Source organism: Citrobacter telavivensis, from assembly GCA_009363175.1.
Taxonomy (GTDB): domain Bacteria; phylum Pseudomonadota; class Gammaproteobacteria; order Enterobacterales; family Enterobacteriaceae; genus Citrobacter_A; species Citrobacter_A telavivensis.
The window spans coordinates 2,403,075-2,421,164 of the sequence record CP045205.1 but is presented as its reverse complement, the minus strand read 5'-3'; the positions used below and the strand labels follow the sequence as shown (position 1 = coordinate 2,421,164).

General features: G+C 52.4%; 14 protein-coding genes, 2 pseudogenes and 1 riboswitch. Of the genes and pseudogenes, 7 read left to right on the top strand and 9 right to left on the bottom strand.

From position 1 onward, the window contains the following. The first annotated feature begins 32 nt into the window (after nt 1–32). A complete protein-coding gene (gene yegS / locus GBC03_13835; GenBank protein QFS71213.1) occupies nt 33–932 on the top strand; it encodes a lipid kinase YegS in 900 nt (299 codons plus the stop codon). 48 nt (nt 933–980) lie between these two features. Here the strand turns inward: yegS and fbaB are convergent, their stop codons facing one another. Beyond that, a complete protein-coding gene (gene fbaB, locus GBC03_13830) occupies nt 981–2,033 on the bottom strand; it encodes a class I fructose-bisphosphate aldolase (protein ID QFS71212.1) in 1,053 nt (350 codons plus the stop codon). A gap of 250 nt (nt 2,034–2,283) precedes the next feature. On the opposite strand from fbaB, the gene GBC03_13825 reads away from it, so the two are divergent. From GBC03_13825 to GBC03_13815, 3 genes are read left to right on the top strand one after another with little or no spacing between them, the layout of a single operon-like run. Then, nucleotides 2,284–3,555, top strand: coding sequence for an MFS transporter (locus GBC03_13825; protein QFS71211.1), 1,272 nt, complete (start codon nt 2,284–2,286; stop codon nt 3,553–3,555). Next, entirely contained in the window at nt 3,552–4,556 is a 1,005-nt protein-coding gene (locus GBC03_13820) for an ADP-ribosylglycohydrolase family protein (GenBank protein QFS71210.1), read from the top strand. Before GBC03_13825 ends, GBC03_13820 begins: the two co-directional genes overlap by 4 nt. A gap of 59 nt (nt 4,557–4,615) precedes the next feature. Continuing rightward, nucleotides 4,616–5,518 (top strand): sugar kinase, encoded by a 903-nt coding sequence (locus tag GBC03_13815; protein QFS71209.1) that lies wholly within the window; start codon nt 4,616–4,618, stop codon nt 5,516–5,518. Here the strand turns inward: GBC03_13815 and GBC03_13810 are convergent. The 3 genes from GBC03_13810 to thiM are packed head-to-tail and all read right to left on the bottom strand — an operon-like array spanning nt 5,492 to nt 7,865. Continuing rightward, a complete protein-coding gene (locus GBC03_13810) occupies nt 5,492–6,238 on the bottom strand; it encodes a UTRA domain-containing protein (protein QFS71208.1) in 747 nt (248 codons plus the stop codon). The genes GBC03_13815 and GBC03_13810 overlap by 27 nt on opposite strands. A 41-nt stretch (nt 6,239–6,279) precedes the next feature. Further along, on the bottom strand, nt 6,280–7,080 hold the full coding sequence (gene thiD / locus GBC03_13805) for a bifunctional hydroxymethylpyrimidine kinase/phosphomethylpyrimidine kinase (protein QFS71207.1): 801 nt from the start codon (nt 7,078–7,080) through the stop codon (nt 6,280–6,282). Further along, nucleotides 7,077–7,865: a hydroxyethylthiazole kinase gene (thiM, locus tag GBC03_13800; GenBank protein QFS71206.1), complete on the bottom strand. Its 789-nt coding sequence runs from the start codon at nt 7,863–7,865 to the stop codon at nt 7,077–7,079. The genes thiD and thiM overlap by 4 nt, the downstream gene beginning before the upstream one ends. A 31-nt stretch (nt 7,866–7,896) precedes the next feature. After that, nucleotides 7,897–7,994, bottom strand: a riboswitch (TPP riboswitch). Nucleotides 7,995–8,501: 507 nt separating this feature from the next. Between thiM and GBC03_13795 the strand changes: the two genes are divergently transcribed. Further along, nucleotides 8,502–9,335: a hypothetical protein gene (locus GBC03_13795; protein ID QFS71205.1), complete on the top strand. Its 834-nt coding sequence runs from the start codon at nt 8,502–8,504 to the stop codon at nt 9,333–9,335. Nucleotides 9,336–9,502: 167 nt separating this feature from the next. Here GBC03_13795 and GBC03_13790 read toward each other — a convergent pair whose 3' ends face one another. Then, entirely contained in the window at nt 9,503–9,937 is a 435-nt protein-coding gene (locus GBC03_13790; protein QFS73997.1) for a hypothetical protein, read from the bottom strand. A 744-nt stretch (nt 9,938–10,681) separates the two neighbouring features. Here GBC03_13790 and rcnB point away from each other — a divergent pair. Then, nucleotides 10,682–11,008, top strand: coding sequence for a Ni(II)/Co(II) efflux transporter accessory subunit RcnB (gene rcnB, locus GBC03_13785; GenBank protein QFS71204.1), 327 nt, complete (start codon nt 10,682–10,684; stop codon nt 11,006–11,008). A gap of 76 nt (nt 11,009–11,084) precedes the next feature. Here the strand turns inward: rcnB and GBC03_13780 are convergent, their stop codons facing one another. From GBC03_13780 to apbC, 4 genes and pseudogenes are all read right to left on the bottom strand, one after another. Next, a complete protein-coding gene (locus GBC03_13780; GenBank protein ID QFS71203.1) occupies nt 11,085–12,116 on the bottom strand; it encodes a putative fimbrial-like adhesin protein in 1,032 nt (343 codons plus the stop codon). Between the two features lie 14 nt (nt 12,117–12,130). Next, nucleotides 12,131–13,966: pseudogene (locus GBC03_13775) on the bottom strand (fimbria/pilus outer membrane usher protein). Nucleotides 13,967–13,980: 14 nt separating this feature from the next. Then, nucleotides 13,981–14,678, bottom strand: a pseudogene (locus GBC03_13770) (IS1 family transposase). Nucleotides 14,679–14,706: 28 nt separating this feature from the next. Continuing rightward, nucleotides 14,707–15,810, bottom strand: coding sequence for an iron-sulfur cluster carrier protein ApbC (gene apbC / locus GBC03_13765; protein QFS71202.1), 1,104 nt, complete (start codon nt 15,808–15,810; stop codon nt 14,707–14,709). 165 nt (nt 15,811–15,975) lie between these two features. Between apbC and metG the strand changes: the two genes are divergently transcribed. Further along, on the top strand, nt 15,976–18,009 hold the full coding sequence (gene metG, locus GBC03_13760) for a methionine--tRNA ligase (protein QFS71201.1): 2,034 nt from the start codon (nt 15,976–15,978) through the stop codon (nt 18,007–18,009). Nucleotides 18,010–18,090 lie beyond the last annotated feature (81 nt).

The window sequence follows — 18,090 nt, the reverse complement described above, 5'->3', positions numbered from 1 at the left end:
AAGTCTTTCAAAAACAAACAGGCAAAAAAGGAATGGATCATGTCCCGTCCAGCGTATTGATTCTGAATGGTAAAAGTGCAGATAACCCCGTATTGCGGGAAGCCATTGGGCTGCTCCGCGACGAAGGGGTTGAGATTCACGTTCGCGTCACCTGGGAAAAAGGCGATGCTGAACGTTATGTTGAAGAAGCCCGCCGTCTGGGCGTTGAAACGGTGATCGCGGGCGGCGGTGACGGCACGATTAACGAGGTGTCGACAGCCCTGATTCACTGTGAGGGTCCCGATATTCCGGCACTCGGCATCCTGCCACTGGGCACCGCCAACGATTTTGCCACCAGCGTCGGGATCCCTGTTGAGCTGGATAAGGCGCTGAAGCTGGCGATTGTCGGCAACGCCATTGAGATTGATATGGCGCAGGTCAACGATAAAACCTGTTTTATCAATATGGCCACCGGCGGCTTTGGCACACGTATCACCACTGAGACACCGGAAAAACTGAAAGCCGCGCTGGGCGGCGTGTCATACATCATTCACGGCCTGATGCGCATGGATACGCTTAAGCCAGATCGCTGCGAAATCCGTGGCGAAAACTTCCACTGGCAGGGTGACGCGCTGGTGATTGGAATTGGTAATGGACGTCAGGCTGGCGGCGGACAGCAGTTGTGCCCGAATGCGTTGATCAACGACGGTCTGCTGCAACTGCGGATTTTTACCGGTGAAGAAATCCTCCCCGCGCTGTTTTCCACCCTGAAACCGCAGGAGGAGAATCCCAATATCATCGATGGTGCCTCCGCCTGGTTTGCTATCCGGGCCCCGCATGACATCACCTTTAATCTGGACGGCGAACCGTTGAGCGGACAGGAATTTCATATCGAAATTCTGCCCGCCGCCTTGCGGTGTCGGTTGCCGCCGGATTGTCCTTTACTTCGCTGAAATCATCGTAGACAGTCCTCTCCCGCTGCGGGAGAGGAATGTGTGACATCAGGCAATCGTCACTTTGCTGTCGAGATAGACATCCTGCACGGCGTTGATCAGTTTCACGCCGTCAGCCATCGATTTCTTGAAGGCTTTGCGACCGAGGATCAGACCCATTCCGCCCGCGCGTTTGTTGATAACCGCAGTACGCACCGCGTCGCTCAGGTCGGTCTCGCCGCCCGCTGCACCACCGGAGTTGATTAACCCTGCACGCCCCATATAGCAGTTTGCCAGTTGGTAGCGCACCAGATCGATAGGGTTATCCGTGGTCAGCTTGCTATAGACGCGATCGTCGGTATAGCCATAGTTCACGGCTTTGTATCCGCCGTTATTTTCTGCCATTTTTTGTTTGACGATATCCGCGCCAATGGTTGCCGCCAGATGGTTCGCCTGCCCGGTTAAGTCGGCGGAGACGTGGTAATCGACGCCATCTTTTTTAAACGCAGAATTTCGCAGATAGGCCCACAGTACGGTGACCATCCCCAGCTCATGCGCCCGTTCAAAGGCGGCAGAAATCTCTTCAATCTGCCGGCGCGACTCTTCTGAACCAAAGTAGATGGTTGCGCCTACGGCCACCGCCCCCAGATTGAACGCCTGCTCCACGCTGGCGTACAGCGTCTGGTCGTAAGTATTCGGATAGCTGAGGGTTTCGTTATGGTTGAGTTTTACCAGAAACGGAATGCGATGCGCATAACGGCGCGATACGGAGGCCAGCACGCCATAGGTCGAGGCTACGCAGTTACACCCGGCTTCGATCGCCAGTTCAACGATGTTTTTCGGGTCGAAATAGAGCGGGTTGGCGGCAAACGAGGCACCTGCCGAGTGTTCCACCCCCTGATCGACCGGTAAAATTGACAGATAACCCGTTTTCCCCAGACGCCCGGTGTTATACAACGTCTGCATGTTACGCAGCACCGCAGGCGGACGGTTGTTATCCACCATCACGCGGTCGACGTAGTCATGTCCGGGTAGATAGAGTTGGTCAGAGGGTATGGTCATGCAACGATGCTGTAAGAGGCTGTCGGCGTCTTTGCCAAGCAACTGCGCAATATCAGTCATAGCTATGCTCCCGTAAGTTCCGAATGAGTCGGAATGTGAATTGTCCTGATCCGCGTTTTGCGGGCAGCCATAAGTCTGGTACTGACCGGCCATTTTTTCCATCTTTCGGGCATTTTTCAGCGTTATCCGCTGGCACGATTCACTGACGAAAAAGTGTTAAGACGGTCAAGGTTTCGCCTCAAAGGTATTTAAAAGGTATTATTAAATGGTACTGTCATGACGTACCTTACCTGTCATGAAGGATTTAAAGATGAAAACTACAGTGAAGCTGTCGTTCATGATGTTCGTTGAATGGTTTATCTGGGGAGCCTGGTTTGTTCCGCTCTGGCTCTGGTTGAGTAAAAGTGGTTTTACCGCCGGTGAGATTGGCTGGTCTTACGCCTGTACCGCAATCGCCGCGATTCTGTCGCCGATCCTCGTGGGCTCTCTGACTGACCGATTTTTCTCGGCGCAAAAGGTGCTGGCAGTTCTGATGTTCGCCGGTGCGGTGCTGATGTATTTTGCCGCTCAGCAGACGACGTTCGGTGGATTCTTCCCGCTGCTGCTGGCCTACTCGCTGACCTATATGCCGACCATTGCGCTGACCAACAGCATCGCATTTGCCAACGTGCCGGACGTGGAGCGCGACTTCCCGCGCATCCGTGTGATGGGCACCATCGGCTGGATTGCCTCCGGTCTCGCCTGTGGATTCCTGCCGCAAATGCTGGGTTATAACGATATATCACCAACCAACATCCCACTGCTGGTGACGGCTGCCAGCTCTGCGCTGCTGGGCGTATTTGCCTTCTTCCTGCCGGATACGCCGCCGAAAAGCACCGGCAAGATGGACTTCAAAGTCATGTTGGGTCTGGATGCGATTACCCTGCTGCGTGATAAAAACTTCCTCGTCTTTTTCTTCTGCTCGTTCCTGTTCGCGATGCCGCTGGCGTTCTACTACATCTTCGCCAATGGATATCTGACGGAAGTGGGGATGAAAAACGCCACCGGCTGGATGACCCTCGGTCAATTCTCTGAAATCTTCTTTATGCTGGCATTGCCTTTCTTTACCAAGCGCTTTGGTATCAAAAAGGTATTGCTCCTTGGTCTTATCACTGCCGCGATCCGCTATGGCTTCTTCATTTACGGCAGCGCAGACGAATACTTCACCTATGCTCTGCTGTTCCTCGGCATTTTGCTGCACGGTGTGAGCTATGACTTCTACTATGTGACGGCATATATCTACGTCGATAAAAAAGCGCCGGTGCATATGCGTACCGCCGCACAAGGGTTGATTACACTCTGCTGTCAGGGGTTCGGCAGCCTGCTGGGCTACCGTCTCGGCGGCGTAATGATGGAAAAAATGTTTGCCTATCAGGAGCCGGTCAACGGCCTCACCTTCAACTGGGCGGGCATGTGGACATTCGGGGCGGTGATGATCGCCGTGATTGCCGTGCTGTTTATGATTTTCTTTCGCGAATCGGACAAAGAAATTACCGCTATTGAGGTTCGCGATACTGCGTTGACACAAGGGGAAGTGAAATGAAAGCAGAACGTATTCTCGGTGCTCTTTACGGGCAGGCGTTAGGGGATGCGATGGGTATGCCGTCAGAACTGTGGCCAAGAACCCGCGTTAAAGCGCACTTTGGCTGGATTGACCACTTTCTGCCGGGCCCGCAAGAAAACAATGCGGCCTGCTATTTTGGCCGCGCAGAATTTACCGACGATACCTCAATGGCGCTCTGTCTGGCAGATGCCCTGCTGACGCGCGACGGTGAAATCGACCCGGATCTGATTGGGCGTAACATTCTCGACTGGGCGCTGCGCTTTGACGCCTTCAACAAAAACGTCCTCGGACCGACATCGAAAATCGCCCTGAACGCCATTCGTGGCGGGAAACCGGTGGCGGAACTGGAGAACAACGGCGTCACCAACGGCGCGGCCATGCGCGTGTCGCCGTTGGGATGCCTGCTGCCAGCGCGCAATCTGGATGCGTTTATCGACGACGTCGCGCTGGCCTCCAGCCCGACGCACAAATCGGATCTGGCTATCGCCGGTGCGGTAGTGGTGGCATGGGCGATTTCACGGGCGATCGAAGGCGATTCCTGGGCAGCGATCGTTGATTCGCTCCCCGCCATCGCCCTGCATGCCCAACAAAAGCGAATCACCACCTTTAGCGCGTCGCTCTGTGCACGTCTGGAGATGGCGCTAAAAATTGTGCGTCATGCCGACGGTGCCGAAGCGGCCAGCGAACAGCTGTATCAGGTGATTGGTGCGGGAACCAGCACGATCGAATCGGTGGCGTGCGCTATTGCGATGGTCGAACTGGCGCAAACCGATCCCAATCGTTGCGCCATTCTGTGCGCGAATCTTGGTGGCGACACCGATACCATTGGGGCGATGGCAACGGCCATTTGCGGTGCGTTGCAGGGCGTCGGCGCCATTAATCCGGCATGGAAACAGGAGCTGGATACGGTCAATCAGCTCGATTTCAACCGCTATGCTACGGCGCTTGCCCGTCTGCGCCAACGTCGGGAGGAGTCATGAACGCTTCACGTTTAGCCGAACTGCTGCCAGGTTAAACGACTCACCAACCGGTCACGGTCATCGGCGCAGCGGTTATCGATGTCATTGCCGATGCGTATGCTCTGCCCTGGCGCGGTTGTGACATTGAGCTAAAGCAGCAAGGTGTTAACGTCGGCGGTTGCGCGCTGAACATCGCCGTCGCGTTGAAACGGCTGGGCATTGATGCCGGTAATGCCCTGCCGCTGGGCCAGGGCGTGTGGGCAGATATCATTCGTAACCGGATGGCGAAAGAAGGGTTACACAGCCTCATTGAGACCGCAGAAGGCGACAACGGCTGGTGTCTGGCACTGGTCGAGCCGGATGGCGAGCGCACGTTCATGTCATTCAGCGGCGTTGAGAACCAGTGGAACGCTGACTGGCTGGCTCAACTCACCGTCCCGCGTAATAGCCTGATTTATCTCTCGGGCTATCAACTGGCCTCCCCCTGCGGCGAACTGCTGGTGCAGTGGCTGGAAGGTCTGGATCAGATGATGCCGTTTATCGATTTTGGTCCGCGCATTGGCGATATACCTGATGCGCTAATGGCGCGCATTCTGTCCTGTCGCCCGTTGGTGTCGCTCAATCGTCAGGAAGCTGAAATCGCGGCCCAACGGTTCGATCTGAGCTCGGATGTGGAAGACCTGGGCGCGCAATGGGTGAAGCGATTTGCGGCACCTTTGATCGTTCGCCATGACAAAGAGGGCGCCTGGTTTTTCAGTACGTCATCCTCTGGTCATGTCCCCGCCTTTCCAACGCTGGTCGTTGATACGATTGGCGCGGGTGACAGTCACGCGGGGGGGATGCTGGCCGGGTTGGCGTCGGGCTGGTCGCTGGCGGACGCGGTGCTGCTCGGCAACGCCGTGGCCTCGTGGGTCGTCGGACATCGCGGCGGTGACTGTGCGCCGTTTCGCGAGGAGTTACTCCTCGCACACAAAGACGTATAAATCGCTTCGGCAGTAGCTGATGCTGTACTCGATGGGGCGCTGCTGCTGGTCAAGCGCCACTTGCTTTATCACCAGCACCGGCACTTTGCTGTCCATCTGGATATGCGACTGGAACTCGGCATCCGGCATCTTTGCGCTCACCCGCGAGCGGGTGCGCTGCGGGTGGATGTGCTGGCTACGGAAATAGTCGTACAGCGATATGCCTATCTCATCGGCATCATGAATGAGGTGCGCGGGCACCCACGACTCTTCAATAGATACGGCATCTTCATCAACGTAGCGAATACGCTTAAGCAAAAACACATCGCTGCCGGCGGCAATCGCCAACTGTTGCGCTACCTCTTCCGGACACTTAACGACTCGTTTGTTGACCCATAAGGTGTCCGGCTTTTTCCCGCGCAGGACAACCTGCTGAGAAAAACCACGCGCCTCTTTCAGCGAATACTCAAAGATATTGTTGATCTGCGTACCATAGCCGCGCGCACGCGTCACCACGCCCTCTTCTTCCAGCGCCTGCATCGCTTTACGCACCGTGATGCGTGAGACGCCGGTCAACTGGCTGAGATCTCGTTCGCCGGGCAAAATATTGCCATGCTCAAGCACTCCACTGCGCACGGCATTTTTTACCGTCTCGGCAAACTTGATATAGAGCGGCGTATTATCCACCGCTGAAATACGTTCGTTCAGTTGCGCGATAAGTTGAGTATGCGCTTGTTCCATGAGTCTTTTTCCTGACAGCCAGTCTGCTGCCAGTATATACGCTACCAGTACGCGTGGAAATGATGAACAGGTCCAATGCCGTGCCCAACCTCCAGGGTATCCGCCTGCGCCAGTGCCGCCGACAGCCAGACTTTCGCCTCCTGCACCGCCCCTGCCCAGTCAGCATGCCGAGGACGCAGTGCGGCCAGCGCCGCAGAGAGCGTGCAACCGGTGCCGTGCGTGTTTTTGGTCATCACCCGCGGTGCGGTAAAGCGCTGCTCACCGTCAGCCGTAAAGAGCCAGTCAGGGCTTTGCGCATCATCCAGATGGCCGCCTTTCATTAGCACCGCGCCACAGCCCATCGCCAGCAGCGCCCGTCCCTGTTCCAGCATCTCTTTTTCTGCGCGCGCATGCGGGCAATTCAGCAACGCTGCCGCTTCAGGCAGGTTGGGCGTAATCAGTGAAACCTGCGGCAGCAGTCGCTTGCGCAATGTCTCAACGGCAGAGGGCGACAGCAACGGATCGCCGCTTTTCGCCAGCATGACCGTGTCGAGCACCACATTCCGCACCCGATGGCGCTGTAAACGCTCCGCCACAGCCTCGATGATATCGGTTTCCGCCAGCATGCCGATTTTGGTGGTATCAATGCGTACATCGCTGAACACCGAATCGAGCTGCGCGGCGACAAAATCCGGCGCAATGCGATATACCGACTGCACGCCGCGCGTATTCTGCGCCACCAGCGCGGTAATCACCGAACAGCCGTAAGCGCCGAGCGCCGAGAAGGTTTTCAGATCGGCCTGAATACCTGCGCCACCGCTGGGATCGGTGCCGGCGATGGTCAAGGCGTTAATCCGCTTCATGCTGCGACCTCCGTCTCCAGGGTGTAAAGCGCGTCGAGAAACGCCGGAATGAAACTGCCGGGTCCGTGACAGGTTTTGCGGGCAATCCGTCCCGCCTGTTTCATCCACCCGCAGGCCGACGCGATATTTTCGATTCGGTTTCCGGGCAGCGCGCAGCTGGCGGCCACCACGGCGGAAAGCGCGCACCCGGTGCCCACCACCTTCGTCATCAACGGGTCGCCGCCGGTGACGCTCAGCGTGCGCTCGCCGTCCGTGACGTAATCCACTTCACCGGTGACCACCACAATAGCGCCAGTCTGACGTGCCAGAATCTGCGCCGCCGGCAGGGCCGTTGCGACCGCGTCGGTGGCGTCCACTCCACGTCCACTGGCGTCTTCACCGGCTAACGCCAGGATCTCCGAAGCATTACCGCGAACGGCTGCCGGTTTTAAGGTCAGGAGTTCAAAGCAGAAGCGACGACGATACTCGAGCGCGCCCACGGCAACGGGGTCCAGTGTCCAGGGCGTTTTTGCGCTATTCGCCTGCTCAACCGCCGTTCGCATTGCGCGTGCGCGCGGCTGCGTCAGCGTACCCACGTTAATAAGTAACGCGCTGGCAAGGGCAGCGAACTGGCGAGCCTCTTCCGGCTCGATCACCATCGCCGGAGAAGCGCCCAAAGCCAGTAGCGTATTGGCGGTAAAACTCTGCACGACGTCATTGGTCATACAGTGTGTCAACGGAGAAAGGGTACGAAATTGTTTTAAGGTACGAACCGCATGTTCGCGGCTGTGCAGGTCAGGCTGCATGATTACGCTCCTGCCCGCGCGAAGAAGGGACACGAGCAGTGTCTGACTTCCCTACGCTGGCATTATCCAGATCAGGTGGTACGGGTATTTCTCAGCCCTTCGTGAAAAGGGGCACCCCGAGTCAAATTACTTATAAAACAATGAATTACATATAAAATGTCAATATTTAGTGTAACCGCCGGTACCGAGCAGGTGCAAGGAGTTTTTCTGTGCGTAACAACAACAGCATCTTCAGGACAAAACGAGTGCAACGCTCATAAGCAGCACAATCATTATTAATGTAAGAAATCCATTATTTGAACCAGGCATGAAAAAATATTTTCGCCTCTTCAGTAATATATTTATTATGCCGACACCTTATGCTGCATGGGTTATTAATGTTTACATTAAAATAATCCAACCATAACTCGACACGCCTCTTTACTTATTAAATTCAAATGTGATCCAAGTCAAGATTATTAGCCCTCCATTAGTGGATAGTTCGCCTCACGAATTAAGGAAAATCTTAATCAAGATGCTCTGAACGTATTATTAATGTTGACATCCATTTTTATTAACAACTGTTAAATCACACTCGCAATTAAAAAGAGTGGAAATAACTGTTTATATATCGTGTTTTGAATGTGAGACTTTGAAATGAAATCTGTAAATAAATCCATTATTGCTGTTGCCGTTTTCTCTGCTCTGTTTGCTTCCCTTGCCCCTGCGGCCCTGGCGGCTAACGTTGATGCAGTGGTCACGAATCCCACGACCAATGGGGCTTTTTTTGTCTCTGGTATTGATGGCGCTACGTATGATTTACAAAAGCATGAAGGACAAATATCCGCTCTGGAAGCGGGTAAAGCGGATGTAACTCAGGTGAATAATGTTGCCACTTATGCACAACAAATTCGTACCGATCATGATAACCTGGTAAAACGTGTCACTCTGGATGAACAATATGACGGCCAGGCAATCATTAAGAATCGTGATGATATTGCCACTAACAAAGCAAACCAGAAAATTGTCGATAACGATCAAAACGTGTTAATTAGCACTAATGGTAGTAAAGCAGACACGGCTTTACAGCATACAACGACTAACCAGGTCGCTGTGGCTAACGTGCAAACAAAACAAAAAGCGCAAGATGGCGTCATTCAGACTCACACCACACAGTTAGCTAACCATGAAACGCGTATTACCACCCTGGAAAATCAAAATAATTCGCGCTTTTCTGCGATGGAAAAGCAGCAAAACGACGATCGTAAAGAATACCGTAGTGGTATTGCTGGAGCCGCATCTATCGCCGGACTTCACTATGTAGACACCGATAATGCTATTGCTGTTGGCGCTGCTGATTTTAAAAGTGAACAAGGTTATGCCATGGGCTATCGTCATAAATTCGCGGAGAATGTCGCCGCAACGGTTAGCTATGCCGGAACGTCTGATGGTGATTCCGTCGTCGCGGCTTCTGCTTCATTAGGCTGGTAAGAATATCGTGAAACGACGCTAAGGTAGCGGTTAAAATGGTGGCGCTTCAACCTGAAGCGCCACATGAATATTGATATCGTCGGCGTTTATTGTCTTATTCCTGGCGCGACTGAAATCAGCTTTGCCTGACCCGCGGTAAGAACAGCAGATTAGAAAGTGATGGTTTTTTATTTTGCCCAGCCCAGCATCTGACGCTGGTTATTAAGTACTGCCAGGTGTCCCGTGTTGTACACGATAAAATAATGTAAACCTTGCTGATAAACGGTAGCGCTTTCCTCTTTCTCCACGAGAGACGCTGGCAAACCATTAATATTCAAACCCGTGCTCACCTTTTTGATTTCCATCCCTTCATAGTAATAGACGCTTTTTTTCTTCGTGGCCTGCGCATGCTGTTTTACCGCAGCACGGGCATTGGCATAAGCGCTTTGTTGCGCATTGTTGTCGATCATTTGCTGATTAGCACGATCGACCTGATAACAAACATCGCGGCTCACGCCTTTAGCTTCACAGCGCGCGAGGCGTTCTTCTTCCGAAACACAACCAGACAATACGCTGGCTATAACCAGAACATAAACACTCTTTTTTAGGCTTAACGCTTTCATCACTGCCATCACCATCATTAGTTAACAAAAAGAATAACGCAGCTGGCCAGCCGCGAATTTTATATCAACAGATCACGTGCAGGATATTTTTGCCGTTCTGTTCTGTCAATATAATTCATGTAGTGCTGATATCAAAACGCGCTCCCGGCATGAATAATAAGAGTACTCCTGGCTGTTTTTTCATTCTGATTTATTCAATTAGCAATTAATTAACGAAGGAGGTACAAAGATACAATGTCATCATATATTCTTTTATCCACAATCTTAAATACATTTAATATTATGATATTTATCAAGATCAGAAATCGCCTACTACGCCATAGTATCGTGCAAAGTAATTTATATGTTGCCATTGATTAACTGTTATCTTCGAAAATATTTAAAACGTCTCTGTTTATGAAACCTATTTCAATATGAAACCCAGTGCGTTAAAGTTGATAGTCCTTTATCTTTTTCTGTATCTCCTTCTGGTCTCTATGGGCTTCATCGCTGGAGTGATGTATGCCGAACGCCTGCATTTCTGCATCTGGGGATCGTGGCATGGGTAGCCAGTGGTCCGAAAACGCTGTCTGACGCCATCATTTTTGGCCGAATTCTTCTATAGTGCAGTTGTCAGACGAAAAACAGGTTTACATTTTTTACGAAATTTCCGGGAATCTAACAAACCAGCGCTTGTCAGTCATCATGAAGGCCGGGAAAGATACACGATTGATTTTGAAGGTTCTAACAGTGGAGCGTAGAAGTATGAAGAACAAATTGGTGATGGGCGCGCTGCTGCTCGCATCCAGCGCGGTCTGGGCCGCACCCGCCACAACCGTCGCCGCGAAGGGGATTGATCAGTACGAACTCAGCGGCTTCATCGCTGACTTCACCCATTTCAAACCAGGCGATACGGTGCCAGAGATGTATCGCACCGACGAGTACAACATCAAGCAGTGGAAGTTGCGAAATTTACCCGCACCGGATGCCGGGACGCACTGGACCTATATGGGCGGTGCGTATGTGCTGATCAATGACGCTGACGGCAAAATTATCAAAGCCTACGATGGCGAGATTTTTTATCACCGCTAAAAATCCCCCCTCGGACTGAGGGGGAATTCAAGCGCTTGCTTTATCGTTAACGTAATCAGGATAACCCCAGGCACAGTCAGTCATACTTCACATAAATTAACGCGGTAGCGCTGAGATTGCCCGGTTTCACCTTACTTTTGTCATAAACGTAATAGCTGGCAACGATGGGAATGTTCACAGTATTGCTGTTCACCGCGTCTCCTGGCTTATCCACTTTCCATAATGTGGTTGCGTCACCTTGTCCGGTCACGCTGGATATATTGACGACTTGATTATTATTCTCCAGAACAAACCCAACGCCATTGTCTGTACTGCCACGAAGAATAAAACTGCTTCCCGCGACTAAATCACTGCTGGAGAGATACGTCACCATTTTGCGTGACGTCTGTTTGCGGTCACCAAAAAGATTATCACACTGCAATCGAATATTTTCGGTAACATTTTTGCTGACAATCTTTCCGTTTACAGCAAGTTCTGAAAGAGCAATGTCAGGCAGTACAATATTCAACTCTTCAGGTTTGCAGGTCGTCTGCTTTCTGTTGTAGGTTAAACGCAAATTCGCAGAGTAAAATCCGCCGTCCTTTGCAAGCGAGTTATGATAACTTGTGATGCAAGGTTCCCACGCTTTACCCGACAGTAAACAAACCACTAAGGTAAAGAGTGCTGAACTTTGAGAAGTAGCCGTTGCGCTGGAAAGTGAAGTCACATCTTTGATATAGACGCTGTTCCCTGACCCCGCTGAGATGTTCACAGATGCAGCACTGCTTGCAGGCGAGACATCGACCCGATAGCTCGCTGAAAAATCACCTTTCCCACTTGCCAGACTGATATCAGAACTATTTACCCACGTAAATTTCAACGCTAGCTTAACGGTATCATCATACAATCCAACAATAACATCCGATGTTTTTAATGGATTAATAGTATTCGTCCCTACGCAAGTGAGATCGTTAAACTGATGAGTATAGGATTCTGACTGTGAGGAATTTATAGAAAAATCTTCACGTATAATAAGATTATCCTCGTAGGAGATATTTCCTTTACACCCTGCGTAAGATGCGGGCAGCACCACCATCAGAACCAGTAAAAGTAAAAAATTGAGTTTCATAGCGATATCCGACACTATCGGCAAATATAGACTTTACTTTCATCAATCGTCTTATCGAAAGTGATTGAACATGAAAGTCCCTTTTCTTTATCAACCGCCACGCTGACTTCAGGCGGAATTTCATTCGTGCGGATAAAAAGCTGGCTTCCCTGCCCCACGACCCCCACGTTGTACCCGTGGACATCATTCACTTCGTAGCCAAAGGTTAATGGCGCGCCATCCGGGCGTTGGGCCTTAATAAACCACGGTTTGCGCTGGTCGGTATCAAAACGCACAAGCAAAACTGCACCACGGTATGAGGATGCGTTTTTACGGTTACCACGTAGTTCGGTTTCACTGTCGCTTTGCGATACATCAAGCAGCAGGTGATTCTCGCGATAGGGCGTCAGATTATCGTAGACGACCGTCCCGTTAGCATTGGTCGTCCGATATTTTTGTCCATTAACGTAGGCGCCTTCCAGACCCGGCGCTTGCATAATGGCAAACGTATCCGAAAGTCGATTCGATAAATTCACGCCGCCAGACCACACCACTACGCCCCCGTAAAGACTTCCGCCAGCCTGATGATATTGCGACGACTGACTGTAGTTGCCGTTAATGGCCGCTATCGGGGTATTCCAGGTGACGTTTCCACCCACGGCCGTTTCATTATCCTGTCGCTGGTGGTTCAGGTTAACACCATAAATAAATTGATCGCGATCGCCCGTCGTTCCGTTTAAGCCGATATTATTTGACGCCAGTCCATTCTCATCAAAGGTGGTTGAATTTGACATGCTCAGGTAACGATGCGGTGTGGTAATACCGTCCCCCCAGTCAAGCGGAACCGAAATAAACAGGTTAAAACGTTTATCTTCGCGATGGTCTTCATCATAGGTCTGGCTCGCTGAGAATGTATAGCTAATCCGCCGCCAGCTATTTGAATAACTGAGTTGATAGTCTTCACTATTCCCCCCTCGTCCCCAATAATCTCGCCACAGCGAACTCAATGAAACAGCGCCCCATCCCTCCGGCAACGTCTGACTGATGTTTGCAGAGAAAGTATTTTTACGGCCAAAATCGTTTTGATAATAATCAGCGACGTCGTAAACGTCGTTTTCATCACGATGATAGCTGTTTTTGTTATTCGCCCAGACGTGATCGTTGAATGTCCGATAACCGCGCGATGAATAACGATATGCCGCAAGTCCAAAACGGGTCGCGGTTTGCGCCAAATACTTGTTATAGGCGAGTTGGTAGCTCTGTCCGTCAAATACCTCGCCGCTATCCTGCTCGCTGTGTGACCGGGTGGCGTCCATAGAAATCGCGCCAATGCGCGTATTCCAGCCCGTACCAAAGGTAAACGCATGGTAGTGATTAGAAAACATGGTACCGCCAAAAAGTGTCAGTAAATTGTTTAATCCGTACTGATAACTGGCCTGTGCAAAATCGGACTGGTTGCTCGCACCTTCGATATGGCTACGCCCGGCCGCAAAATCGTATTTTGACACCCCCGGCTGTAGCATATTGGGGACTGAAGCATAGGGCACCAGATAGGTTGTTACTGAACCGTCCGCTTCGCGTACCGTTACATCCAAATCTGTCCCGCCGCCTGCCAGTTGCATATCAGCAATTGAGAACGGCCCTGGCGGAACTTCTTTTTGATAAACGATAAAGCCATTCTGCTCGATGGTAACCAAAGCATTACTCTGCGCGATCCCCTGCACCCGCGGCGTAAAATTTTGCTTTGAGTTCGGTAGCATTTGCATATCGCGAAACAGGCGAACACCGCTAAATCGTACGGACGAGAATATATCGGGTGACGTATACATATCACCGGCACGTAATGTGCCAAGAATTGGCGCAAAACCGCGGTAATGACTCCAACTTATTGATAGTGTTTTATGTTCAGATAATGCCCGATGACTTTGTCATGCAGCTCCACCGATTTTGAGAACGACAGCGACTTCCGTCCCAGCCGTGCCAGGTGCTGCCTCAGATTCAGGTTATGCCGCTCAATTCGCTGCGTATATCGCTTGCTGATTACGTGCAGCTTTCCCTTCAGGCGGGATTCATACAGCGGCCAGCCATCCGTCATCCATATCACCACGTCAAAGGGTGACAGCAGGCTCATAAGACGCCCCAGCGTCGCCATCGTGCGTTCACCGAATACGTGCGCAACAACCGTCTTCCGGAGCCTGTCATACGCGTAAAACAGCCAGCGCTGGCGCGATTTAGCCCCGACGTATCCCCACTGTTCGTCCATTTCCGCGCAGACGATGACGTCACTGCCCGGCTGTATGCGCGAGGTTACCGACTGCGGCCTGAGTTTTTTAAATGGCGGAAAATCGTGTTGAGGCCAACGCCCATAATGCGGGCGGTTGCCCGGCATCCAACGCCATTCATGGCCATATCAATGATTTTCTGGTGCGTACCGGGTTGAGAAGCGGTGTAAGTGAACTGCAGTTGCCATGTTTTACGGCAGTGAGAGCAGAGATAGCGCTGATGTCCGGCAGTGCTTTTGCCGTTACGCACCACCCCGTCAGTAGCTGAACAGGAGGGACAGCTGATAGAAACAGAAGCCACTGGAGCACCTCAAAAACACCATCATACACTAAATCAGTAAGTTGGCAGCATCACCGACTTCACCCTGCCAGTAAAGCTGCGCGGCAACACGTCCCGCCAGTTCGCGATACATTACGGTGAAATCACTGTCCGGACGACTGACAACGGTCGGCGTCCCGCGATCGAGATCTTCACGCAGACTGATATGCAGCGGCATCTGCCCCAACAGTTGCGTGTGATACTGCTCAGCCAGTTTCTGCGCGCCGCCGGTACCAAAGATAGGCTCATGATGACCACAGTTGCTGCAGATATGCATGCTCATGTTTTCGACAATGCCCAGCACAGGCACTTCAACTTTTTCAAACATGACGATGCCTTTTTTGGCGTCGATCAGCGCGATATCCTGCGGCGTGGTGACCACGACGGCTCCCGTGACCGGAATGTTTTGCGCCAGGGTCAGTTGAATGTCGCCGGTGCCTGGCGGCATATCCAGCACGAGGTAATCCAGATCCGGCCACAGCGTCTCCTGTAGCATCTGCATCAGCGCTTTGCTGGCCATCGGCCCACGCCAGACCATCGCGTTATCATCCGTGACCAGATAGCCGATGGAGTTCGTCGCCAGCCCGTGAGACACGATCGGCGCCATATGCGTGCCATCCGGCGAGGTGGGACGCTGGTTTTCCGCACCCAGCATGGTTGGGATCGACGGACCATAAATGTCGGCGTCCAGAATCCCTACTTTCGCCCCTTCTGCCGCCAGTGCCAACGCCAGGTTTACCGCAGTCGACGATTTGCCCACGCCGCCTTTGCCAGAGCTGACGGCGATAATGTTCTTCACGCCATTCACGCCCGGCTGATTTTTCACACGCTTCAGGGTGGCAATATTGTGAGAAAGCTTCCAGTCTATCGCCTTCGCACCGGTGATACGCAACAGGTCGGCGCTACATTGCTCTTTTAACACCTCAAATGCACTGTGCCAGACGAACGGCATGACCAGTTCAACGTGCAGCGTGTCATCCATCCAGGCGACGTGGTGCAACGCCTTCAGCGTCGTCAGATTATGCTTCAGGGTGGGGTGCTGAAAATTCGCCAGCGTCCCGGCGACCATCGCGCGCAGGGTCTCTGGTGATTTGGCCTGGGATTGTGCGTTCATCCCGACTCCTTTTTGTTGTTCTGAAAAGGTCAATTGTAGCGAGCTAGTGTACTCCAGCGGTAACAATTATTCATTTGTGGTTTGATGCCCTTAATTCTTGGCGTAGTTATTCCCTTTCAGGTAACATCAGAACCCCCTTTCAACAGAGAAGAAGTAATACCTACTATGACTCAAGTCGCGAAGAAAATTCTGGTAACGTGCGCACTGCCGTACGCCAACGGCTCAATCCACCTCGGCCATATGCTGGAGCACATCCAGGCTGATGTCTGGGTCCGTTACCAGCGAATGCGCGGCCACGAGGTCAACTTCATCTGCGCCGACGACGCCCACGGCACGCCAATCATGCTGAAAGCACAGCAGCTTGGCATCACCCCGGAGCAGATGATTGGGGAAATGAGTCAGGAACACCAGACGGATTTCGCCGGGTTCAACATCAGCTATGACAACTACCACTCCACGCACAGCGATGAGAATCGGGAACTGTCTGAGCTTATCTATACCCGTCTGAAAGAGAACGGTTTTATTAAGAACCGCACCATCTCTCAGCTCTACGATCCGGAAAAAGGCATGTTCCTGCCGGACCGTTTTGTGAAAGGCACCTGCCCGAAATGTAAATCTCCGGATCAATACGGCGACAACTGTGAAGTGTGCGGCGCGACCTACAGCCCGACTGAACTGATCGAGCCGAAATCCGTGGTGTCTGGCGCAACGCCGGTGATGCGTGACTCTGAACACTTCTTCTTTGACCTGCCCTCTTTCAGCGAAATGCTGCAGGCGTGGACCCGCAGCGGCGCGCTGCAGGAGCAGGTTGCGAACAAAATGCAGGAATGGTTTGAATCTGGCCTGCAACAGTGGGATATCTCCCGCGATGCGCCTTACTTTGGTTTTGAAATCCCGAATGCGCCAGGTAAATATTTCTATGTCTGGCTGGATGCCCCGATCGGCTACATGGGCTCTTTCAAAAACCTGTGCGACAAGCGCGGTGATACCGTCAGCTTTGACGAATACTGGAAGAAAGATTCTGCTGCCGAGCTGTATCACTTCATCGGTAAAGATATCGTCTACTTCCACAGCCTGTTCTGGCCGGCCATGCTGGAAGGCAGCAACTTCCGCAAGCCGACTAACCTGTTCGTGCATGGTTATGTCACCGTCAACGGCGCGAAGATGTCCAAATCTCGCGGCACCTTTATTAAGGCCAGCACCTGGCTGAACCATTTTGACGCCGACAGCCTGCGCTACTACTACACCGCGAAACTCTCTTCACGCATTGATGATATCGACCTGAATCTGGAAGATTTCGTGCAGCGCGTGAACACTGACATCGTCAACAAGGTGGTTAACCTCGCCTCCCGTAACGCCGGCTTTATCAGCAAGCGTTTTGATGGCGTGCTGGCTTCTGAACTGGCCGATCCCGCGCTTTATAAAACCTTTACCGACGCAGCGACTGTCATTGGCGAAGCCTGGGAAAGTCGAGAATTCGGCAAAGCGATTCGTGAAATCATGGCGCTGGCGGATGTCGCAAACCGTTATGTGGACGAGCAGGCACCATGGGTTGTGGCGAAACAGGAAGGTCGCGACGCCGATCTGCAGGCGATTTGCTCAATGGGCATCAACCTGTTCCGCGTGCTGATGACGTATCTGAAACCGGTTCTGCCAACCCTGAGCGAGCGCGTTGAAGCGTTCCTCAATACGGAACTGCGCTGGGATACAATTACGCAACCGCTGCTGGCGCACAAGGTGAACACCTTCAAAGCGCTGTATAACCGTATCGACATGAAGCAGGTTGAAGCGCTGGTTGAAGCGTCTAAGGAAGAGGTCAAAGCCATGACCGCTCCGGTGACCGGTCCGCTGGCAGACTTCCCGATTCAGGAAACCATTAGTTTTGATGATTTCGCCAAAGTCGATCTGCGCGTGGCGCTGATTGAAAACGCCGAATTCGTTGACGGTTCCGACAAGCTGCTGCGCCTGACGCTGGACCTGGGCGGCGAGAAGCGCAACGTCTTCTCCGGCATTCGTTCAGCCTATCCGGATCCGCAGGTACTGATTGGCCGTCATACGATCATGGTGGCAAACCTGGCACCGCGTAAAATGCGCTTCGGCATCTCTGAAGGGATGGTGATGGCGGCGGGTCCTGGCGGGAAAGATATCTTCCTGCTGAGCCCGGATGAAGGCGCGAAGCCTGGACATCAGGTTAAATAAGTTCGCCCTCAAGCGCCGCTTTCGCGGCGCTTTTTTTGTCCAACAGGGCAGCAGATCACGTCATTTCCAGATTTTTCACAC

Coding starts and splice junctions, on each gene's coding strand:
- yegS (QFS71213.1), top strand. CDS start 33: ATGGATCATGTCCCGTCCAGCGTATTGATTCTGAATGGTAAAAGTGCA.
- fbaB (QFS71212.1), bottom strand. CDS start 2,033: ATGACTGATATTGCGCAGTTGCTTGGCAAAGACGCCGACAGCCTCTTA.
- GBC03_13825 (QFS71211.1), top strand. CDS start 2,284: ATGAAAACTACAGTGAAGCTGTCGTTCATGATGTTCGTTGAATGGTTT.
- GBC03_13820 (QFS71210.1), top strand. CDS start 3,552: ATGAAAGCAGAACGTATTCTCGGTGCTCTTTACGGGCAGGCGTTAGGG.
- GBC03_13810 (QFS71208.1), bottom strand. CDS start 6,238: ATGGAACAAGCGCATACTCAACTTATCGCGCAACTGAACGAACGTATT.
- thiD (QFS71207.1), bottom strand. CDS start 7,080: ATGAAGCGGATTAACGCCTTGACCATCGCCGGCACCGATCCCAGCGGT.
- thiM (QFS71206.1), bottom strand. CDS start 7,865: ATGCAGCCTGACCTGCACAGCCGCGAACATGCGGTTCGTACCTTAAAA.
- GBC03_13795 (QFS71205.1), top strand. CDS start 8,502: ATGAAATCTGTAAATAAATCCATTATTGCTGTTGCCGTTTTCTCTGCT.
- GBC03_13790 (QFS73997.1), bottom strand. CDS start 9,937: ATGAAAGCGTTAAGCCTAAAAAAGAGTGTTTATGTTCTGGTTATAGCC.
- rcnB (QFS71204.1), top strand. CDS start 10,682: ATGAAGAACAAATTGGTGATGGGCGCGCTGCTGCTCGCATCCAGCGCG.
- GBC03_13780 (QFS71203.1), bottom strand. CDS start 12,116: ATGAAACTCAATTTTTTACTTTTACTGGTTCTGATGGTGGTGCTGCCC.
- apbC (QFS71202.1), bottom strand. CDS start 15,810: ATGAACGCACAATCCCAGGCCAAATCACCAGAGACCCTGCGCGCGATG.
- metG (QFS71201.1), top strand. CDS start 15,976: ATGACTCAAGTCGCGAAGAAAATTCTGGTAACGTGCGCACTGCCGTAC.